Origin of the sequence: Streptomyces sp. NPDC059567 (assembly GCF_042735655.1) — a bacterium.
Taxonomy (GTDB): Bacteria; Actinomycetota; Actinomycetes; order Streptomycetales; family Streptomycetaceae; genus Streptomyces.
The window spans coordinates 1-17,627 of the sequence record NZ_JBHWBS010000087.1 but is presented as its reverse complement, the minus strand read 5'-3'; the positions used below and the strand labels follow the sequence as shown (position 1 = coordinate 17,627).

19 protein-coding genes are annotated in these 17,627 nt (G+C 71.8%); 11 read left to right on the top strand and 8 right to left on the bottom strand.

Annotated elements, in window-relative coordinates:
* Positions 1 to 101 precede the first annotated feature (101 nt).
* Positions 102 to 1,091, bottom strand: coding sequence for an ABC transporter permease (locus tag ACFVZW_RS29170; RefSeq protein WP_384527295.1), 990 nt, complete (start codon positions 1,089 to 1,091; stop codon positions 102 to 104).
* Positions 1,092 to 1,198: 107 nt separating this feature from the next.
* Here ACFVZW_RS29170 and ACFVZW_RS29165 point away from each other — a divergent pair, with 107 nt between their 5' ends.
* From ACFVZW_RS29165 to ACFVZW_RS29130, 8 genes are all read left to right on the top strand, one after another.
* Entirely contained in the window at positions 1,199 to 1,819 is a 621-nt protein-coding gene (locus ACFVZW_RS29165) for a TetR/AcrR family transcriptional regulator (RefSeq protein WP_384527292.1), read from the top strand.
* A 139-nt stretch (positions 1,820 to 1,958) separates the two neighbouring features.
* Positions 1,959 to 2,261 carry an urease subunit gamma gene (locus tag ACFVZW_RS29160; protein ID WP_362357112.1) on the top strand — a complete coding sequence of 101 codons (303 nt, stop codon included), beginning with the start codon at positions 1,959 to 1,961 and terminating at the stop codon, positions 2,259 to 2,261.
* A gap of 16 nt (positions 2,262 to 2,277) precedes the next feature.
* The gene (locus ACFVZW_RS29155; RefSeq protein WP_384527289.1) at positions 2,278 to 2,655 is read left to right on the top strand and encodes an urease subunit beta; all 378 of its coding nucleotides are present in this window, start codon (positions 2,278 to 2,280) and stop codon (positions 2,653 to 2,655) included.
* Entirely contained in the window at positions 2,648 to 4,369 is a 1,722-nt protein-coding gene (locus tag ACFVZW_RS29150) for an urease subunit alpha (RefSeq protein ID WP_384527286.1), read from the top strand. The genes ACFVZW_RS29155 and ACFVZW_RS29150 overlap by 8 nt, the downstream gene beginning before the upstream one ends.
* Positions 4,369 to 5,034, top strand: a complete 666-nt coding sequence (locus ACFVZW_RS29145) for an urease accessory protein UreF (protein WP_384527283.1) — start codon at positions 4,369 to 4,371, stop codon at positions 5,032 to 5,034. The genes ACFVZW_RS29150 and ACFVZW_RS29145 overlap by 1 nt, the downstream gene beginning before the upstream one ends.
* 19 nt (positions 5,035 to 5,053) lie before the next feature.
* Complete coding sequence (gene ureG, locus ACFVZW_RS29140) at positions 5,054 to 5,743, top strand: urease accessory protein UreG (protein ID WP_384527280.1); 690 nt, start codon at positions 5,054 to 5,056, stop codon at positions 5,741 to 5,743.
* Positions 5,740 to 6,483, top strand: a complete 744-nt coding sequence (locus tag ACFVZW_RS29135; protein ID WP_384527277.1) for an urease accessory protein UreD — start codon at positions 5,740 to 5,742, stop codon at positions 6,481 to 6,483. Before ureG ends, ACFVZW_RS29135 begins: the two co-directional genes overlap by 4 nt.
* Before the next feature lie 158 nt (positions 6,484 to 6,641).
* Entirely contained in the window at positions 6,642 to 8,219 is a 1,578-nt protein-coding gene (locus ACFVZW_RS29130; protein ID WP_384527274.1) for an alpha/beta hydrolase, read from the top strand.
* 125 nt (positions 8,220 to 8,344) lie between these two features.
* Here ACFVZW_RS29130 and ACFVZW_RS29125 read toward each other — a convergent pair whose 3' ends face one another.
* The gene (locus ACFVZW_RS29125; protein WP_384527271.1) at positions 8,345 to 9,076 is read right to left on the bottom strand and encodes a lysophospholipid acyltransferase family protein; all 732 of its coding nucleotides are present in this window, start codon (positions 9,074 to 9,076) and stop codon (positions 8,345 to 8,347) included.
* 85 nt (positions 9,077 to 9,161) lie between these two features.
* Between ACFVZW_RS29125 and ACFVZW_RS29120 the strand changes: the two genes are divergently transcribed.
* Positions 9,162 to 10,175, top strand: a complete 1,014-nt coding sequence (locus ACFVZW_RS29120; RefSeq protein WP_384527268.1) for a DUF3048 domain-containing protein — start codon at positions 9,162 to 9,164, stop codon at positions 10,173 to 10,175.
* Positions 10,176 to 10,256: 81 nt separating this feature from the next.
* Here the strand turns inward: ACFVZW_RS29120 and ACFVZW_RS29115 are convergent, their stop codons facing one another.
* From ACFVZW_RS29115 to ACFVZW_RS29095, 5 genes are all read right to left on the bottom strand, one after another.
* Positions 10,257 to 10,466, bottom strand: a complete 210-nt coding sequence (locus ACFVZW_RS29115; protein WP_384527265.1) for a hypothetical protein — start codon at positions 10,464 to 10,466, stop codon at positions 10,257 to 10,259.
* 94 nt (positions 10,467 to 10,560) lie between these two features.
* Positions 10,561 to 11,529, bottom strand: coding sequence for a cytochrome c oxidase assembly protein (locus ACFVZW_RS29110; RefSeq protein ID WP_384527262.1), 969 nt, complete (start codon positions 11,527 to 11,529; stop codon positions 10,561 to 10,563).
* Positions 11,530 to 11,633: 104 nt separating this feature from the next.
* Positions 11,634 to 12,659 carry a 6-phosphofructokinase gene (locus ACFVZW_RS29105; protein ID WP_361858480.1) on the bottom strand — a complete coding sequence of 342 codons (1,026 nt, stop codon included), beginning with the start codon at positions 12,657 to 12,659 and terminating at the stop codon, positions 11,634 to 11,636.
* Between the two features lie 176 nt (positions 12,660 to 12,835).
* Positions 12,836 to 13,564, bottom strand: a complete 729-nt coding sequence (locus tag ACFVZW_RS29100) for a type 1 glutamine amidotransferase (RefSeq protein WP_260227290.1) — start codon at positions 13,562 to 13,564, stop codon at positions 12,836 to 12,838.
* Positions 13,565 to 13,583: 19 nt separating this feature from the next.
* On the bottom strand, positions 13,584 to 14,831 hold the full coding sequence (locus tag ACFVZW_RS29095; RefSeq protein ID WP_384527259.1) for a MurT ligase domain-containing protein: 1,248 nt from the start codon (positions 14,829 to 14,831) through the stop codon (positions 13,584 to 13,586).
* 126 nt (positions 14,832 to 14,957) lie between these two features.
* Between ACFVZW_RS29095 and def the strand changes: the two genes are divergently transcribed.
* The gene (gene def / locus ACFVZW_RS29090; protein WP_384527256.1) at positions 14,958 to 15,518 is read left to right on the top strand and encodes a peptide deformylase; all 561 of its coding nucleotides are present in this window, start codon (positions 14,958 to 14,960) and stop codon (positions 15,516 to 15,518) included.
* A 43-nt stretch (positions 15,519 to 15,561) separates the two neighbouring features.
* On the opposite strand, the gene ACFVZW_RS29085 is transcribed toward def, so the two are convergent.
* Positions 15,562 to 16,209: a TetR family transcriptional regulator gene (locus tag ACFVZW_RS29085; protein WP_384527253.1), complete on the bottom strand. Its 648-nt coding sequence runs from the start codon at positions 16,207 to 16,209 to the stop codon at positions 15,562 to 15,564.
* Between the two features lie 153 nt (positions 16,210 to 16,362).
* Between ACFVZW_RS29085 and ACFVZW_RS29080 the strand changes: the two genes are divergently transcribed.
* Positions 16,363 to 17,592: an acyl-CoA dehydrogenase family protein gene (locus tag ACFVZW_RS29080; RefSeq protein ID WP_361678281.1), complete on the top strand. Its 1,230-nt coding sequence runs from the start codon at positions 16,363 to 16,365 to the stop codon at positions 17,590 to 17,592.
* The last annotated feature ends 35 nt before the right edge of the window (positions 17,593 to 17,627 follow it).

Genomic DNA, 17,627 nt, shown 5'->3' with positions numbered 1-17,627 from the left:
GCCCCCCCCCGCGCGCGCCCCCCGCCGGCATCCCCCCGCGCCGCCCCGCCGCCGCCCCCGGCGGCCCCCCGCGGCCGTATGGGAAGGTCGTGCGGAAACGATCAGCCCACCGGCGCCGGCTCCGTGACCGGAGTGGGCGTCGGCGCGCTCGTCGCGCGCTCGCGCCGGCCGCCGAGCAGCAGAGCGGCCAGTCCGGCCGCCGCCCACACGCCGAGGACCAGCAGCGGCCCGCCCGTCCCGCCGCCGTCGAAGAAGGCGACCGAGCGCAGCGCCGAGCCGCCCGCGCCCGGCGGCAGCCACTGTCCGAGGGCGCCCGCGGGGGCCGGCAGCAGTTCGGGTGCGCTCGCGACACCCGAGAACGGGTTGCCGATCAGGATCATTAGCAATGCCCCGAGGCCGAGGCCGGGCTTGCCGAGCAGCGCGGCGAGCCCCGCGAGCGTCGCGCCGATGGCGAGGACGGTCAGCGCGAGGACGCCGGCCTCCGCCCACCAGTCACCGGTGAGCGCCCCGAGCCAGCTGTGACCGAGCGCGGTGCCGACGATTCCGGCGAGCGCGGCCGCGCCCGCCAGGGCGAGGGCCGCCCGTGCGCGGCGCAGGCCGAGGATCGTGACCAGGACGCCGGAGGCCACGCCGGCCAGGATCAGGGGGAACAGGCTCGACCCGAATGCGCTCCCGCGCGGATCGCCCGCCGGTGCCGGCACGACGTCGGTCACCTTCATCGGCGTGCCGGCCGGCGCCTGGGCGGTGACGGCCTCGCGCAGCAGTCCTGCGACGACCGGGCTCGCGGCGGAGGCGGTCAGCAGTTCGGGGCCCTGCGGTGTGACGATCACCGCGCCGTATACGACCCGGTCCTCGATCGCCGTGCGGGCGGCGGCCGCGGAGCCGTAGCGGTGGACCTCGAAGGCGCCGTCGTGCTCGGTGAGGCGCTGCTCCAAGGGGGCGGTGGCGGTGGCCGGCCCCGCGAGACCGATCGGCAGGTCGCGCGGGGCGATCCGGGCGGCGGGCCAGGCGAAGGCCGACAGGGCCAGGGCCACGACCACGGGGATCAGCACCATCACCGCGAAGGTCTTGCGGGTGGCGGTGGCAGGCATGACGTACTCGATTCAAAGAGAAGGATCGTTCGTTTTACGTGGTGGGCTCACTGTCCCTCCGGAGGTCGTCGCTTGTCAAGAATGAATGTTCGTTTTAGATTTCGACCATGGCCCGTGTCTCCCAGGAACACCTCGACGCCCGTCGCCGTCAGATCCTCGACGGCGCCGCGCGCTGCTTCGCCCGCAACGGCTTCCACGCCACTTCGATGGCGGACGTGCTGACCGAGGTCGGTCTGTCGGCCGGCGCCGTCTACCGGTACTTCCGCGGCAAGGACGAGCTGATCGCGGCCATCGCGGCGGAGGCGTTCGCCGGCATCCGCGGCGCCTTCGAGGAGGCGTCCCGCTCCACCCCTCCGCCCACCCCCGACGTCCTGCTCGGCGCCGTCATGCGGATCTTCCTGGAGGAGCGCATCCCGGGCGGGGACCGTCAGGCCTTCGCGCGGCTCATCATCCAGGTCTGGTCCGAGACGCTGCGCGACGAGCACCTGTTCCGGACCCTCGCCGCCGGGTACGACGGGATGCGCGAGGCGTGGACGACCCTCGTCGAGGCGTACCGGGCCAACGGGCTGATGCGCGCCGACGTCCCCGCCGACCATGTGGCCCGGACCATGATCGCCACCGCGCAGGGCTTCATCGCCCAGCAGGCGCTCTTCGGGGACGTCGAGGTCCGCGTCCTCGAGGACGGGCTGCGGGCGCTGATGTCCATGGAGACGCAAAGCCAGAATTAACGTGCCGGAAAAACTTCCGCCCTAACGTGCAATGTCTGGCCCAGCAGCCCGTCACCGCAGTTCAACAGCACGTTGAAGATCGGTAACGTCCGCTGCTGTCCGGGAGAGACCGCCCGGTGGACGACTGTGAGGTGGAAGCGTGCAACTGACCCCGCACGAGCAGGAACGACTGCTCATTCATGTGGCGGCGGACGTGGCCGAGAAGCGCAGAGCACGCGGAGTGAAGCTCAACCACCCCGAGGCCGTCGCCCTGATCACCACTCACATCCTGGAAGGCGCCCGCGACGGACGTACGGTCGCGGAGCTCATGGCCTCCGGCCGCAAGGTCCTCACCCGCGACGACGTCATGGCCGGCATCCCCGAGATGATCCACGACGTCCAGGTCGAGGCGACCTTCCCCGACGGGACCAAGCTCGTCACCGTCCATGACCCGATCGTGTGACGGGGGAGCGCCGCCGATGATTCCCGGAGAGACTCTTTACGGTGAAGGTCCGGTCGCCCTCAACGAGGGCCGCCCCGTGACCCGCCTGACCGTCCTGAACGCCGCCGACCGGCCCGTCCAGGTCGGCTCCCACTACCACTTCGCCGAGGCCAATCCCGGCCTGGACTTCGACCGCGCCGCCGCACGCGGGCAACGGCTGCACATCGCCGCCGGTACCGCCGTGCGCTTCGAGCCCGGCATCCCGGTCGAGATCGAACTCGTACCGCTGCAGGGCCATCGCGTCGTCCCCGGCCTGCGCGGCGAGACCGCGGGACCGCTCGACACCCCCGCCGCCGAGGGGGCGGGACGGACTGTGGCGCAGGCCGTCGTCGCCGAGGGGGCCGACCGTGCCTGAGCTGCATCGTGCCGTGTACGCCGACCTGTTCGGACCCACCACCGGCGACCGCATCCGGCTCGCCGACACCGACCTGCTCGTCGAGATCGAGGAGGACCGCTCCGGCGGACCCGGCCGCGCCGGCGACGAGGCCGTCTTCGGCGGCGGCAAGGTCATCCGCGAGTCCATGGGCCAGGCCCGGACGACCCGTGCCGAAGGCGCGCCCGACACCGTCGTGACCGGCGCCGTGATCATCGACCACTGGGGCGTCGTCAAGGCCGACATCGGCATCCGCGACGGCCGGATCACCGCCCTGGGTAAGGCCGGGAACCCCGACACCATGGACGGGGTCCACCCCGATCTGGTCATCGGCCCCGAGACCGAGGTGATCGTCGGCAACGGGAAGATCGTCACCGCGGGCGCCATCGACGCCCATGTCCACTTCATCTCGCCGACGGTCGTCGAGCAGGCCCTCGCCACGGGCGTCACCACCCTCGTCGGGGGCGGGACAGGACCGGCCGAGGGCACCAAGGCCACCACCATCACGCCCGGCCCCTGGCACCTCGCCCGGATGTTCGAGGCGCTCGACACCTTCCCCGTCAACATCGGACTGCTCGGCAAGGGCAACACGATGTCCACGCAGGCCATGCACTCCCAACTCCGGGGCGGCGCGCTCGGGTTCAAGATCCACGAGGACTGGGGGGCGACCCCGGCCGTCATCGACGCCTGCCTCGGCGTCTGCGACGAGACGGGCGCCCAGCTCGCCATCCACACCGACACCCTGAACGAGGCGGGATTCGTCGGCGACACCCTCGCCGCGATCGCGGGCCGTACCGTCCACGCGTACCACACCGAGGGCGCCGGAGGCGGGCACGCCCCCGACATCATCACCGTCGTGTCCGAGCCGTACATACTGCCCAGCTCGACCAACCCGACCCGGCCGCACACCGTCAACACCATCGAGGAACACCTCGACATGCTGATGGTCTGCCACCACCTCAACCCGGCCGTCCCCGAGGACCTCGCCTTCGCCGAGTCCCGGATCCGCCCCTCGACCATCGCGGCCGAGGACGTCCTGCACGACCTCGGCGCCATCTCGATCATCTCCTCGGACTCGCAGGCCATGGGGCGTATCGGCGAGGTGATCATGCGCACCTGGCAGACCGCGCACGTGATGAAGAAGCGCCGGGGCGCCCTGCCCGGCGACGGCCGCGCAGACAACCACCGGGCCCGCCGCTATGTCGCCAAGTACACGATCAACCCGGCCGTCGCCCAGGGGATGGACCACCTCGTCGGCTCGGTCGAGCCCGGCAAGCTCGCGGACCTCGTGCTCTGGGATCCGGCGTTCTTCGGAGTGAAGCCGCAGACCGTGCTCAAGGGCGGCCAGATCGCCTACGCGCAGATGGGCGACGCCAACGCCTCCATCCCCACCCCGCAACCCGTGCTGCCCCGCCCGATGTTCGGGGCGCTCGGGAAGGCCGCGGCTGCCGGCTCCTTCAACTTCGTCGCCCAGGCGGCGATCGAGGACGACATCGCCCAACGAGTGGGCGTGAACAAGGAGTTCACCGCGATCGGCAGCACACGGCGCGTGACCAAGGCGGACATGCGGGAGAACGACGCGCTGCCCCGGGTCGAGGTCGACGCCGACACCTTCACGGTCACGATCGACGGCGAACCGGTCGAGCCCGCGCCCGCCGCCGAACTGCCCATGGCCCAGCGCTACTTCCTCTTCTGATGACGAGTCGCGCCGCCCTCCTCGTGCTCGCCGACGGGCGTTTCCCCGCCGGCGGGCACGCCCACTCCGGCGGGGCCGAGGCCGCCGTCAAGGCCGGCCGGATCACGGACGCGGCGAGCCTCGCCGCGTTCTGCCACGGCCGGCTCCACACCAGCGGGCTCACCGCGGCGGCCCTCGCCGCCGCGGCCGCGCTCGGCCACGACCCGTACGCCCTCGACGCGGCCGCCGACGCCCGCACCCCCTCGCCCGCCCTGCGCGCCGCCGCCCGCAAGCTCGGCCGGCAGATGATGCGGGCGTCCCGCGCCACCTGGCCCTGCCCCGAACTCGACGCGCTCGCCGCCGCGTTCCCCCGCGGCGCCCACCAGCCCGTCGTCCTCGGTGTCGCCGCCCGCGCCGCCGGGCTCGGCCCCGAGGACGCCGCACACTGCGTCGCGTACGAGACCGTCAGCGGCCCCGCCACCGCCACGGTCCGGCTGCTGAGCCTGGACCCCTTCCAGGCCACCGCCGTCCTCGCCCGCCTCGCCCCCGCCATGGACCGCGTCGCCGAGGAAGCCGCCGCAGCCGCCCGGAAGGGCGTCGACGCCCTGCCCGCCGCCTCCGCGCCCCTCCTCGACATCACCGCCGAGCAGCACGCGTCCTGGCCCGTCCGCCTCTTCGCATCCTGAGAACCACTGGAGCCGCCCCATGCACCTCGACCACTCCCACGACCACCTCGGCGCCGTCTCCGCCGACGCCCACCGCCCCGACGGCACCCGGCGCGCGCTGCGGATCGGCCTCGGCGGCCCCGTCGGCTCCGGCAAGACCGCGACCGTCGCCGCGCTCTGCCGGGCCCTGCGCGACCAGCTCTCCATCGCCGTCGTCACCAACGACATCTACACCCGCGAGGACGCCGAGTTCCTGCTCCGCAACGCCGTCCTGCCCCCCGAGCGCATCCAGGCCGTCGAGACCGGCGCCTGCCCGCACACCGCGATCCGCGACGACATCTCCGCCAACCTCGAAGCCGTCGAGGAGCTGGAGGACACCGTGGGCCCGCTCGATCTGATCCTGGTCGAGTCCGGCGGCGACAACCTCACCGCCACCTTCTCCAAGGGCCTCGTCGACGCCCAGATCTTCGTCATCGACGTCGCGGGCGGCGACGACATCCCGCGCAAGGGCGGTCCCGGCGTCACCACCGCCGACCTGCTGGTCGTCAACAAGACCGACCTCGCCCCGTACGTCGGCTCCGATCTGGAGCGGATGGCCCGGGACGCGAAGGAGCAGCGCGGCGAGCTGCCCGTCGCCTTCACCTCGCTCACCGGCGAGCAGGGGGTCGGCCCCGTGGCCGACTGGGTCCGAGGCCGGCTCGCCGCCTGGGCCGCGACCGCCGCCGCATGAGCCTGCGCGCCACCGCCCGGATCGTCGCCGACGCCGACGGCGGACTGCCGCTCCTGGAGAGCGACGGGCCCCTCGCCCTCCGCCGCACCCGCACCACCGGCCCGTACACGCGCGTCACCGTCGTCGGAGCGATGAGCGCGCCGCTCGGCGGTGACCGGCTCGCGATCGAGACGGACGTACGGGACGGGGCACGGCTCCTGGTCGACTCGGCCGCCGCGACCGTGGCCCTGCCCGGCCGAGCGGCCGGACCCGCCGCGTACGACATCAGAATCACGGTCGGCGACGACGCCGTGCTGCGCTGGCTGCCCGAACAGCTCGTCTCCGCGTACGGCTCCGACCTGCGGATGCGGACCACCGTCGAACTCGCCCCCACCGCGCGGCTCGTGCTCCGCGAGGAGCAGATCCTCGGACGCCACGGCGAGGAGACCGGCACGCTCGTCACCCGCCTCACCGTCCGCCGCGCCGGACGGCCCCTGCTCGACCAGGAGTTGGCCTACGGACCCGGGGCCCCCGGCGGATGGGGCGGCGGCGCAGTCCTCGCCGGGCACCGCGCGACCGGACAACTCCTCGTCGTCGAACCGGAGTTCGAGGACAAGCCGGTCGAGCCCCGCACGCTCACCGGGAACGCCGTCCTCGCCCCGCTCGCCGGACCCGCGGCTCTCGTCACCGTCGTCGCCGCCGACGCCCTCCAGCTGCGCCGGACCCTCGACGAGGCGTTGGGCATCCTCGCGCCGTCCTGAGTTCACCGATCAGCGGTACACCGGTCTCCGGTTATCGGTTCGGCAAAGAAACAGGTGTACGCCCTTTGCCGTGCGCCGGTGGAACGTAAGGATCCCCCGGACAGACCGACATCACGGCGCTGCCACGGGGGCGGCGCCGACAGAGGGGGAGGCATCACGTGAGACGCACAGCAGTGCTCGGCTCGGCCGGCACTCTGATAGCGGGCACGCTCATGGCCGGCGTGCTGGCAGCGCCGACCGCCACGGCCGACAGCCGCCACCGGCCGGACAGCGAGGCGCGCGGCGTCGCCCTGGCCGCCGAGCGGGCGGCGCAGCAGGGCATCGACTGGCAGGACTGTCCGGCCGACTGGGGCCTGGAGAAGCCCATCACCTGCGGCTGGGTCACCGTCCCGGTCGACTACAGCCGGCCGAACGGCAAGCAGATCAAGATCGCCGTCGACCGCATCGGCGCCACCGGCACGCCCGCCGAGCGCCAGGGCGCGCTGCTCTACAACCCGGGCGGCCCCGGCGGTTCCGGCCTGCGCTTCCCGCGCCGGGTCACCACCAAGGCCCCGATCTGGGTGAACACCGCCAAGGCGTACGACTTCGTGGGCTTCGACCCGCGCGGCGTCGGCCACTCGGCGCCCATCTCCTGCGTCGACCCGGCCGAGTTCGTCAAGGGCCCCAAGCTCGACCCGGTCCCCGACAGCGAGGCCGACAAGCGCGCGCAGCGCAAGCTCGCCGCCGAGTACGCCGAGGGCTGCGCCGAGAAGAGCGGCGACATCCTGCCGTACATCAACACCCTCAACACCGCCCGTGACCTCGACGTCATCCGGGCCGCGCTCGGCGAGAAGAAGCTCAACTTCGTCGGCGTCTCCTACGGCACCTACCTCGGCGCCGTCTACGGCACGCTCTTCCCGACGCACGTCCGCCGCATGGTGCTCGACAGCGTCGTCAACCCGTCGACGCGGAAGATCTGGTACGAGGTCAACCTCGACCAGGACATCGCCTTCGAGGGCCGGCTCAAGGACTGGATGACCTGGGTCGCCCGGCACGACGCCACCTTCCACCTCGGCGACACCTACACCGAGGTCCGGCAGCAGTGGGAGACCCTGCGCGCCGACGCCAAGAAGAACCCCCTCGGCGGCAAGGTCGGCCCGGCCGAGCTCATCGGCTTCTTCCAGAACGCGCCGTACTACGACTCCATGTGGGTGCCGGTCGCCAAGGCCTGGAGCGCGTACGCCGCCGGTGACCCGCAGCCGCTGATCGACTCGGCGGCCTCCGACCCCACCGACACGGCCGGCAACGCCGCCTCCGAGAACGGCAACGCGGTCTACACCGCCGTGGAGTGCGCCGACGCCCCCTGGCCGACGAGCTGGAGGAAGTGGGACCGCGACAACAGCCGGCTCCACGAGCGGTACCCGTTCATGACCTGGTCCAACGCCTGGATGAACCTGCCCTGCGCGACCTGGTCCACCCCGCGCCAGCGCCCGACCGAGGTGCGGACCGGCAAGGGCCTGCCGCCGGTCCTCATCACCCAGGCCGAGCGCGACGCGGCCACGCCGTACGCCGGAGCGCTCGAACTGCACAAGCGGTTCAAGGGCTCGCGCCTGATCACCGAGAAGGACGCCGGCTCGCACGGCATCACCAACCTCACCAACCCCTGCCTGAACACCCGGGTGGAGGCCTACCTGCTGACGGGCAAGCTCGACAGCAAGGACGTGACCTGCGCACCGCACGCCACGCCCCAGCCGTAGTCACCGTATGACCCTTCGAGGGGCGGCCCGGGGCGCGACGGGCCGCCCCTCGCTCACGCGCGGGCGGCGAGCCACGGCGGCCGCGGTCGCCGCCCCAAGGCGTTTCGCACTGCGCGGATCCGCCGTCAGCGTCCGCGGCGGGGGAACTTTCGTGGAGCCTTGGCGTTCGCCGCCTTCGACTGCTCCTCCGCCGCTTTCACCTTGGCGGCGTAGGCGTCGACGTACTCCTGGCCGGACAGCGCGAGGATCTCGTACATGATCTCGTCCGTCACCGCGCGGACCGCCGCCTTCTCGCCCTCCATGCCCGCGTACCGCGAGAAGTCCAGGGGCTCCCCGAACCGGATGGTGACCCGCCTGACCTTGGGCACGACCTGGCCGGGCGGCTGGATCTCGAAGGTGCCCACCATCGCGCACGGGATCACCGGCACGCCGGCCGTGATCGCCATGACCGCGACCCCGACCTTGCCCTTGTAGAGCCTGCCGTCGTGCGAGCGGGTCCCTTCCGGGTAGATCCCGAGCAGCTCGCCCTTGGACAGCACCCCGAGCCCCTCGCGGATCGCCGCCTTCCCGGCCTCCTTGCCGGAGCGGTCCACCGGGATCTGCCCGGCGCTGCGGAAGAACGCCGCGGTCAGCCTGCCCTTGAGCCCCGGCCCGGTGAAGTACTCCTGCTTGGCGAGGAAGGTGATCCGACGCTTGAGCACCACGGGCATGAGGAAGTGGTCGGAGAACGACAGATGATTGCCCGCGACGATCGCCGCGCCGTCCTCCGGGATGTGTTCGAGGCCCTCGATACGAGGCCGGAACAGCAGCCTCAGCAGCGGCCCGAGCAGAACGTACTTCATCAGCTGGTAGAACACCGGCGGCCCCCGTCTCCGTTGAGCATCGCCTATTTGTAACCACTCGCGCGACCGTGGTCCACACTGGAGACGGAGAGTGGACCTTATGGCTGCCGCACACCGACGCATACGGCCCGGCGCAGCCGTCACCGTGCTGCTGTGCGCGGTGACGACCGCCGGGTTGTACGGCTGCGCCGACTCCGGCACCCCCGAGCCCACACCGACCCCGCCCCCGACCCCCGCGCCGACGACTCCCGTCCCCACCCAGGAGACGCGGTCGCCCTTCACGGGACTGCCGGCCCGGCCCGCCCCCGTGCTCGCCGTCAAGATCGACAACGTGCCCCCGGCCCGCCCGCACACCGGTCTCGGCGCGGCCGACCTCGTCTACGTCGAGCAGGTGGAGGGCGGCCAGACCCGGCTGCTCGCGGTCTACTCCTCCGATCTCCCGGAACGGATCGGCCCCGTCCGCAGCGCCCGCGAGTCCGACATCGAGCTGCTGCGCCAGTTCGGCCGGCCCGCGCTCGCCTACTCCGGCTCGCAGGCCGCCCTGAAGCCCCTCCTGCGGGCCGCTCCGCTGTACCCGCTGCCCCCGGAGGACGCCCCCGGCGCCTATCTGCGCGGCGGCGGCCGGCCGGCGCCCCACAACCTGTACGTGCTGCCCGGGCGCGCGCTCGCCGCCGCTCCGAAGGCCGAGGACGCCAAGGACATCGGCTTCCGCTTCGGCCCCGCCCCCGCGGGCGGCGAGCAGGTCAACGAGCGCACCGTGCGCTTCCCGGCCTCCCGCTACACCTTCACCTGGAACGCGGCCGAGAAGAGCTGGCGGGTGTCGATGGACGGCAGCCCCGCACGTACCACCGACGAGGGCCCGGTGACGGCGACCACCGTGGTGGTGCAGCACGTGACCATACGGTCCTCGCGGTTCCATGACGTCCTCGGCAGCGTCTCGCCCTACACCGAGACCGTCGGCAGCGGCACCGCCGTCGTCCTGCGCGACGGCAAGGCCCACGACGCCCGCTGGAGCCGCCCCGCGGCCGAGAAGGGCACGAGCTTCACCACCCCGGACGGGGCACCCCTGAACTTCGCCCCCGGCCGCACCTGGATCGTCCTCGCCCCGCGCTGACGTCCCGCGCGGAATCGACCACACCGAGGACCCCGGTCGGCCCTGTCCCTTCGCGGACACCGGACCGTGGCCCACGTGACCTCAGGGCTGGGGGCCGGGCCTGGTCGGGCCGCGGCGACGGGCGCCCGCGGGGGCGGAGCTGTCCGCCGCCGCCATGCCGATGGTGACCACGCCGAGCACGATCCAGCCGAACCAGAGCCAGCCGCTGCTGCCGAGCGCCACCGTGTACGCCGTCGTCAGCACCAGGGCCGCGACGGTGATCACGCACATCGCCTTCGTGGGACCGGACATCTGTCCGCCTCCTCCCGACGGGGCCGTCACCCTCATCGTGACCCCTGAGGCGGGCGAAGCGCTACTCCCGCGTCACTCCCACGTCAGGCCGGGGTCAGTCCTGCGTCCCGACCCGCTGTCCGCGGGTGCGGAGCGAGGCGAGATACGCGTTGTACGCCTCCAGCTCCTTGTCCCCGTCACGGTCGGCGGCCCGGTCCTTGCGGACGGCCTGCCGCTGCTCGGAGTGGTACCACTGGTACACCAGCGCGATCAGCACCAGCACCGACGGGATCTCGCTGAACGCCCAGGCGATACCGCCCGCCGCGTTCTGGTCGGCGAGCGCGTCGATCCCCAGCGAGGCCGGCGGATTCTCGTACGCCTTGATCATCGGCTCGCTCGCCATCATCAGGGCGATACCGAAGAAGGCGTGGAACGGCATGCCCGCGAAGAGCTCCAGCATCCGCATCACGTACCCCGGGCGGTGCGGACCCGGGTCGACGCCCATGATCGGCCAGAAGAAGACCAGACCGACGGCGAGGAAGTGCACCATCATCGCGATGTGCCCGACCTTGGACCCCATCAGCGTGTCGAAGATCGGGGTGAAGTAGAAGCCGTACAGGCTCGCGATGAAGAGCGGGATCGTGAACGCGGGATGCGTGACGATCTTCATGTAGCGGCTGTGGAGCAGCATCAGGAGCAGCTCGCGCGGGCCCTTGTCGCCCCGGGCCGCGACCGGCAGGGCGCGCAGCGCCAGCGTGACCGGGGCACCGAGCAGGATCAGGATCGGCGAGAGCATCGAGATGACCATGTGCTGCACCATGTGCACGCTGAACATGACCATGCCGTAGTCGTTCAGCTTGGTGCACATCATCAGCGCGACGGTCAGCACGCCCAGCGTGAAGAGGATCGTCCGGCTGACGGGCCAGGTGTCACCGCGCTGGCGCAGCCGCGCCACTCCCCATCCGTACAGCGCGAGTCCCACGACGCTGCCGATGAGGAAGAACAGGTCCGGCGAGAACTCGAGCCCCCGTCCCAGCGTGAACGGCGGCAGATCCATGGTCATGCCGTGCCCGCTGTGATCCATGTGTGTACTCCTGGAGCCCGATTCGCGCTTGTTGTCCGCACCAGACTAGAACCGCCCCCGTTCGCGGATGCGACCGGGGGCGGTTCGTGGTGTCGGTACGGCGGTCAGAGCACGCACTCGGCCTCTGCGTACCGCTCGGCCGGGACCGTCTTGAGGGTCTCCACGGCCTGGGCCAGCGGGACCATCGTGATCTCCGTGCCGCGCAGTGCGGTCAGCATCCCGAACTCGCCGCGGTGCGCCGCCTCCACCGCGTGCCAGCCGAAGCGGGTGGCGAGGACACGGTCGTACGCGGTCGGCGTGCCGCCGCGCTGGACGTGACCGAGTATCACCGGGCGGGCCTCCTTGCCGAGGCGGCGCTCCAGCTCCACCGAGAGCTGGTTGGCGACTCCGGTGAAGCGCTCGTGACCGTACTGGTCCTTGGCGCCGACCTCGAAGCTCATGGAGCCCTCGCGCGGCTTCGCACCCTCGGCGACCACCACGATCGCGAAGCGCTTGCCGGCCTCGAAGCGCTCGCCGACCCGGGCGGTCAGCTCGTCGATGTCGAAGGGGCGCTCGGGCACGACGATCGCGTGCGCGCCCGCGGCCATGCCGGAGTGCAGGGCGATCCAGCCGGTGTGCCGGCCCATGACCTCGACGATCAGGACGCGCTGGTGGGACTCGGCGGTCGTCTTCAGCCGGTCCAGGGCCTCGGTCGCGACGCCGACGGCGGTGTCGAAGCCGAAGGTGACGTCGGTCGAGGAGATGTCGTTGTCGATGGTCTTCGGCACGCCGACGATCGGCAGCCCGGCCTGGGAGAGCAGATTGGCGGCCTTCAGGGTGCCCTCGCCGCCGATCGGGATGATCGCGTCGAGACCGAGCTCGGCGACATGGCCCTTGGCGCGCTCGACGCCGTCGACGAGGTGCGCCGGCTGGACCCGGGAGGAGCCGAGGATGGTGCCGCCACGGGCCAGGATGCCGCCCACCGCGTCGAGGTCGAGCTTGCGGTAGTCCGCCTCCAGGAGGCCCTTCCAGCCGTCGTGGAAGCCGATGACCTCGTCACCGTGGTCGACGACGGCGCGGTGCACGACGGAACGGATGACGGCGTTCAGACCGGGGCAGTCGCCGCCGGAGGTGAGCACACCAATGCGCATAGCCCGAATACCTTTGCAACGTGGGCCGACTTCCGGACCACGTCGTCCGGTTGGATCCCCGCCACCTTATCGGTGCCGGGTGGCGGGGCCGAACCGGATGTCCGCAGTTTGGACACCGTATTTACTTACGAATCCAATGGGCGTAAGGGTGCTCAGACGTGCACCGCGCCGGACGGTCAGGCAGGCTGCGTCGCGGCGGCGATCCGCTCGGCGCGCAGCGCCTCGTACCACCGGTCGTCGGTCGGCGGCAGCGCGTTCACATCGAGGGCCAGCTTCAGGAGCAGGTCCGCGATCTGCGGGTTGCGTGCCATGACTGGGCCGTGCATGTACGTACCGAAGACGGTGTCGTTGTACGCGCCCTCGGTGCCGTCGCCCGTGCCGTTGCCCTTGCCGAGGACGGTGCGGGCGAACGGGCGGGCCGTCGGGCCGAGGTGGGTGATGCCCTGGTGGTTCTCGAACCCGGTGAGCTGGGGGAGACCGAGCCGCGGGTCGATGTCGGCGAGGACGTCGCCGACGCACCGCTCGCCCTCGCCGCGGGTGGAGATGACATCGATCAGACCGAGGCCGGGCTCGCGCTCGCCGAGGTCGTTGATGAACTCGTGGCCCAGGATCTGGTAGCCGGCGCAGACCGAGAAGATGATCGCGCCGTTGGACGCCGCACGCTCCAGGCCGCCGTCGCGGCGCAGCCGCTCGGCCGCGAGGCGCTGCGGCCGGTCCTCGCCGCCACCGATCAGGTAGATGTCGCCGGAGGTCGGGATCGGCTGGTCGCTGCGGACGTCGACGCGCTGGACGTCCAGACCGCGCTGGCGGGCGCGGCGCTCGACGACGAGGGCGTTGCCCTGGTCGCCGTACGTGCTGAGCAGGTCCGGGTAGACCCAGACCAGGCGCAGGCTGCTGTCACTCATGCTGCATGTCCTCTACGGGTCAGTTGCCGACGCGGCGGCGGACGTCCTGGAAGGCGGTGTAGTTGGCGATCAGCTCGATCTGCCCGGGCGGCGCCAGCCGGACCGCCTCGTCGATCGTCTCGCACACGCGGAAGTCCACGCCCGCGACCTCGAGGCGGACCGCCAGGTCCAGCTTGCGGTCGCCGATCACCATGATCGGGTGGCCGGCGAGCCGCCCGTAGTCCACGTCCCACAGCCAGGAGGTGTCCGTGCCGTCGGCGCCGCGCGCGTTGACGGAGAGGATCACCGGGGCCGGCGGCTGGTCGATGAGGGAAAACGTTTCGAGCCAGCCGGCCGGGTTCTTCGCGAGCAGCAGGCGCAGCTCACGGCCCTGGAAGGAGACGACGTCGTAGCGCCCGGCCACGGCCTGCACCTGGTACATGCGCTCCAGGGCGACCTGCGGCGGCACACCGAAGACGGCGGCGACGGCGGCGGAGGTCGCGGCGTTGGCCTTGTTGGCGCGGCCGGGCAGCTGGAGGTGGATCGGCCAGGCCGAACCGTGCGGGTCGAGCACATGGTCGCCGTTGAGCGCCCAGCTCGGCGCCGGGCGGCGGAAGCCGCACTCGCCGCAGAACCAGTCGTCGCCCGGACGCTGCATCACACCGCCGCAGGCGGGGCACGACCAGGCGTCGTCCTTCCACTCCTGGCCGGCGGCGACCCACACCACGTTGGGGGAGGAGGAGGCGGCCCACACGATCAGCGGGTCGTCGGCGTTGGCGATGACCACGGCCTTCGTACCGCTCAGACCCTCGCGCCACTTCTCGGCGAGCATCCGGGTCTCGGCGGCGCGGTCCAGCTGGTCGCGGGAGAGGTTGAGCAGCGCGATCGCCTTGGGCGTCGTGTCCCGGGCGACTCCGGCGAGGTACTTCTCGTCGACCTCGATGACGCCGTACTTGGCGTCCGAGCCGCCCGCCAGCGCCGAGGTGATGCCCGCGGGCATGTTGGCGCCCAGCGCGTTGGAGACGACGGGGCCGCTGGCCCGCAGGGCCTCGGCGATCAGCCGGGTCGTGGTGGTCTTGCCGTTCGTCGCGGACACCAGGACGACGTCCAGATGCTGCGCGAGCCGACCCAGCAGGTCCGGGTCGAGCTTCAGCGCCACCTTGCCGCCGATGACCGATCCACTGCCGCGTCCTGCTGCGCGCGACACCGCGGCCGCGGCCTTGCCCGCCGTCACGGCCAGCTTGGCGCGCGGCGACAGCGGCTCTGGATTACCGGGGTGTCCTGACATCTTCCTTGTTCCTCCTTGCGTCGGTCCGGGCTCAGCCTATCGAGATCGGCCCGGCGACCCGAACTGCGGCACCCCTGGGACACTCGCCGAAACGACGAGGTCAACGCGGACCGTACCCTTACGCCCATGCGAAACCGGCCGATCCCCGGCAGTTCCGGCCGCGTCCGAGGCATGACCTTGCTCGGCGACCCGGTGCTGCACACCCCCTGTGAACCCGTCAGCGACTTCGGCCCGGAGCTCGCCCGGCTGGTCGAGGACATGTTCGCCACGATGTACGCGGCCAATGGCGTGGGCCTCGCGGCGAACCAGGTGGGGGTGGGGCTGCGCGTCTTCGTGTACGACTGCCCGGACGACGAGGACGTGCGCCACCTCGGGCACCTGGTGAACCCGCGCCTGGTGGAGGCGGACGGGGACGTGATCCGGGGCGCGGAGGGCTGTCTGTCCCTGCCGGGCCTGGAAGCCCCGACCCCCCGCTTCGACCGCGCGGTCGTCGAGGGCGTCCTCATGGACGGCACTCCGGCCCGCGTCGAGGGCACGGGCTTCTTCGCCCGCTGCCTCCAGCACGAGACGGACCACCTGGAGGGCGGCGTCTACGCGGACCGTGTGACGGGGTGGCGCAAGTCACGCCTGCTCCGTGCGATCCGCAAGGAGCCTTGGGGCGCGGGAGCGGACGCGCTGCGCCGCTGACCGCCCGTCGTCGTTCGCGCCGGGGATGCCCGAGGGGCGTGGTTCAGAACCCCGGCGCGCCGGCGCGGTCCGCCGCCTCCGCCAGGCGGCCCCACAGCAGGTCCGCGAGGGCTCGCACCAACTCGCTGCGCGAGCACGGGCGTTCGCCGAGCCACCAGTCGCCCGCCGCATGCATCATGCCCACGATTCCGTGGCCCCAGATGCGTGCCTGCGCCTCGCCGGCCGGGCCGAGGTCGATGCGCTCGGCGATGACCTGGCCGAGCTCCTCGCCCATGCGCCGCAGCACGGGCGCCGAGTGGCGACCCACGTCGAAGCCCTGCTCGGCCTGGTGCGTCTCGTCCGCGGGGTGCATCAGGAAGCGGTAGACCTGCGGCATCGCCTCGATCGAGGCGAGGTACGTGTCGAGCGTGGACTCGACCCGCCGGCGCCGGTCGGCCGGTGCGTCGAGCGCCGCCCGCAGCGCGGAGAGCAGTGCGTCGGTGTGCCGGGTCGCGAGGGCGCGGTACAGCCCGCCCTTGTCGCCGAAGTGCCGGTAGAGGATCGGCTTGGTGATCCCCGCCTCCGCGGCGATCGCGTTCATCGAGGCCTTGGGGCCGTCCCGGAGCACCACCCGGTCCGCCGCCTCCAACAGTTCGCGGCGCCGCTGATCGGCCGGCGACTGCTGGTCGGTGGTCCGGTGTGTGGTCTCCATAGCGTGTCTCCCCGCCCGTGCGAATTCCGTGAGGCTGTCGCAACGTAACACCCGAGCGGCACCCGGTGCCGCACGGTCCACCGCAGGTTGACAGCGCCTACCAGCGAGTAACAGACTGCTGTTACCGCAAGTAACGCAGTGCTGGGAGGGAACATGGCCGAGTTCACGCTCGAACTCAACGACGACCAGAAGCAGGTCCGTGACTGGCTGCACGGCTTCGCCGAGGACGTGATGCGCCCCGCCGCCGCCGAGTGGGACGAGCGTGAGGAGACTCCCTGGCCGATCATCCAGGAAGCCGCCAAGATCGGCATCTACTCTCTCGATTTCTATGCCCAGCAGTTCTTCGACCCTACGGGCCTCGGCATCCCGATGGCGATGGAGGAGCTCTTCTGGGGCGACGCGGGCATCGCCCTCTCCATCGTCGGCACCGGCCTGGCCGCCGTCGGCGTCCTCGCCAACGGCACCGAGGAGCAGATCGGCACCTGGATCCCGCAGATGTACGGCGACGTCGACGACGTCAAGGTCGCCGCCTTCTGCTCCTCCGAGCCCGACGCCGGCTCCGACGTCGCCTCGATGCGCACCCGGGCCGTCTACGACGAGGCGAAGGACGAGTGGGTCCTCAACGGCACCAAGACCTGGGCGACCAACGGCGGAATCGCCAACGTCCACGTCGTCGTCGCCGCGGTGGACCCCGAGCTCGGCTCCAAGGGGCATGCCTCCTTCATCGTGCCGCCGAACACCCCCGGTCTCTCCCAGGGGCAGAAGTTCCAGAAGCACGGCATTCGCGCCTCGCACACCGCCGAGGTCGTCCTGGAGGACGTCCGCGTCCCCGGCCACTGCCTCCTCGGCGGCAAGGAGAAGCTCGACGAGCGCCTCGCCCGGGCCCGCGAGAAGGCCAAGGCCGGTGGCGGAGAGCGCGTGAAGAACGCCGCCATGGCCACCTTCGAGGCCTCCCGCCCCGCTGTCGGCGCCATGGCCGTCGGCACCGCCCGCGCCGCGTACGAGGTCGCCCTCGACTACGCCAAGACCCGTGAGCAGTTCGGCCGCCCGATCATCGACAACCAGGGCGTCGCCTTCCAGCTCGCCGACATGCGCACCCAGATCGACGCCGCCCGGCTCCTGGTCTGGCGCGCCTCCTGGATGGCGACCACCGGCAAGCCGTTCACCTCGGCCGAGGGGTCGATGTCCAAGCTCTACGCGAGCGAGGTCGCCAAGAAGGTCACCGGCCAGGCCATCCAGATCCTCGGCGGCAACGGCTACACCCGTGAGTACCCCGTGGAGCGGATGCACCGCGACGCGGCCATCTACACCATCTTCGAGGGCACGAGCGAGATCCAGCGCCTGGTCATCGCGCGCACGCTCTCCGGGATGCCGATCCGCTAGGCGGCCGCTCGCAGGGCCGGGCCGCACCCCCTGGT

Bases quoted from the DNA above. Each gene is read 5' to 3' on its own strand.
- def (WP_384527256.1), top strand. From the start codon at position 14,958: ATGCGAAACCGGCCGATCCCCGGCAGTTCCGGCCGCGTCCGAGGCATG.
- ureG (WP_384527280.1), top strand. From the start codon at position 5,054: ATGCACCTCGACCACTCCCACGACCACCTCGGCGCCGTCTCCGCCGAC.
- ACFVZW_RS29080 (WP_361678281.1), top strand. From the start codon at position 16,363: ATGGCCGAGTTCACGCTCGAACTCAACGACGACCAGAAGCAGGTCCGT.
- ACFVZW_RS29095 (WP_384527259.1), bottom strand. From the start codon at position 14,831: ATGTCAGGACACCCCGGTAATCCAGAGCCGCTGTCGCCGCGCGCCAAG.
- ACFVZW_RS29120 (WP_384527268.1), top strand. From the start codon at position 9,162: ATGGCTGCCGCACACCGACGCATACGGCCCGGCGCAGCCGTCACCGTG.
- ACFVZW_RS29105 (WP_361858480.1), bottom strand. From the start codon at position 12,659: ATGCGCATTGGTGTGCTCACCTCCGGCGGCGACTGCCCCGGTCTGAAC.
- ACFVZW_RS29135 (WP_384527277.1), top strand. From the start codon at position 5,740: ATGAGCCTGCGCGCCACCGCCCGGATCGTCGCCGACGCCGACGGCGGA.
- ACFVZW_RS29110 (WP_384527262.1), bottom strand. From the start codon at position 11,529: ATGGATCACAGCGGGCACGGCATGACCATGGATCTGCCGCCGTTCACG.
- ACFVZW_RS29100 (WP_260227290.1), bottom strand. From the start codon at position 13,564: ATGAGTGACAGCAGCCTGCGCCTGGTCTGGGTCTACCCGGACCTGCTC.
- ACFVZW_RS29170 (WP_384527295.1), bottom strand. From the start codon at position 1,091: ATGCCTGCCACCGCCACCCGCAAGACCTTCGCGGTGATGGTGCTGATC.
- ACFVZW_RS29165 (WP_384527292.1), top strand. From the start codon at position 1,199: ATGGCCCGTGTCTCCCAGGAACACCTCGACGCCCGTCGCCGTCAGATC.
- ACFVZW_RS29085 (WP_384527253.1), bottom strand. From the start codon at position 16,209: ATGGAGACCACACACCGGACCACCGACCAGCAGTCGCCGGCCGATCAG.
- ACFVZW_RS29115 (WP_384527265.1), bottom strand. From the start codon at position 10,466: ATGTCCGGTCCCACGAAGGCGATGTGCGTGATCACCGTCGCGGCCCTG.
- ACFVZW_RS29145 (WP_384527283.1), top strand. From the start codon at position 4,369: ATGACGAGTCGCGCCGCCCTCCTCGTGCTCGCCGACGGGCGTTTCCCC.
- ACFVZW_RS29155 (WP_384527289.1), top strand. From the start codon at position 2,278: ATGATTCCCGGAGAGACTCTTTACGGTGAAGGTCCGGTCGCCCTCAAC.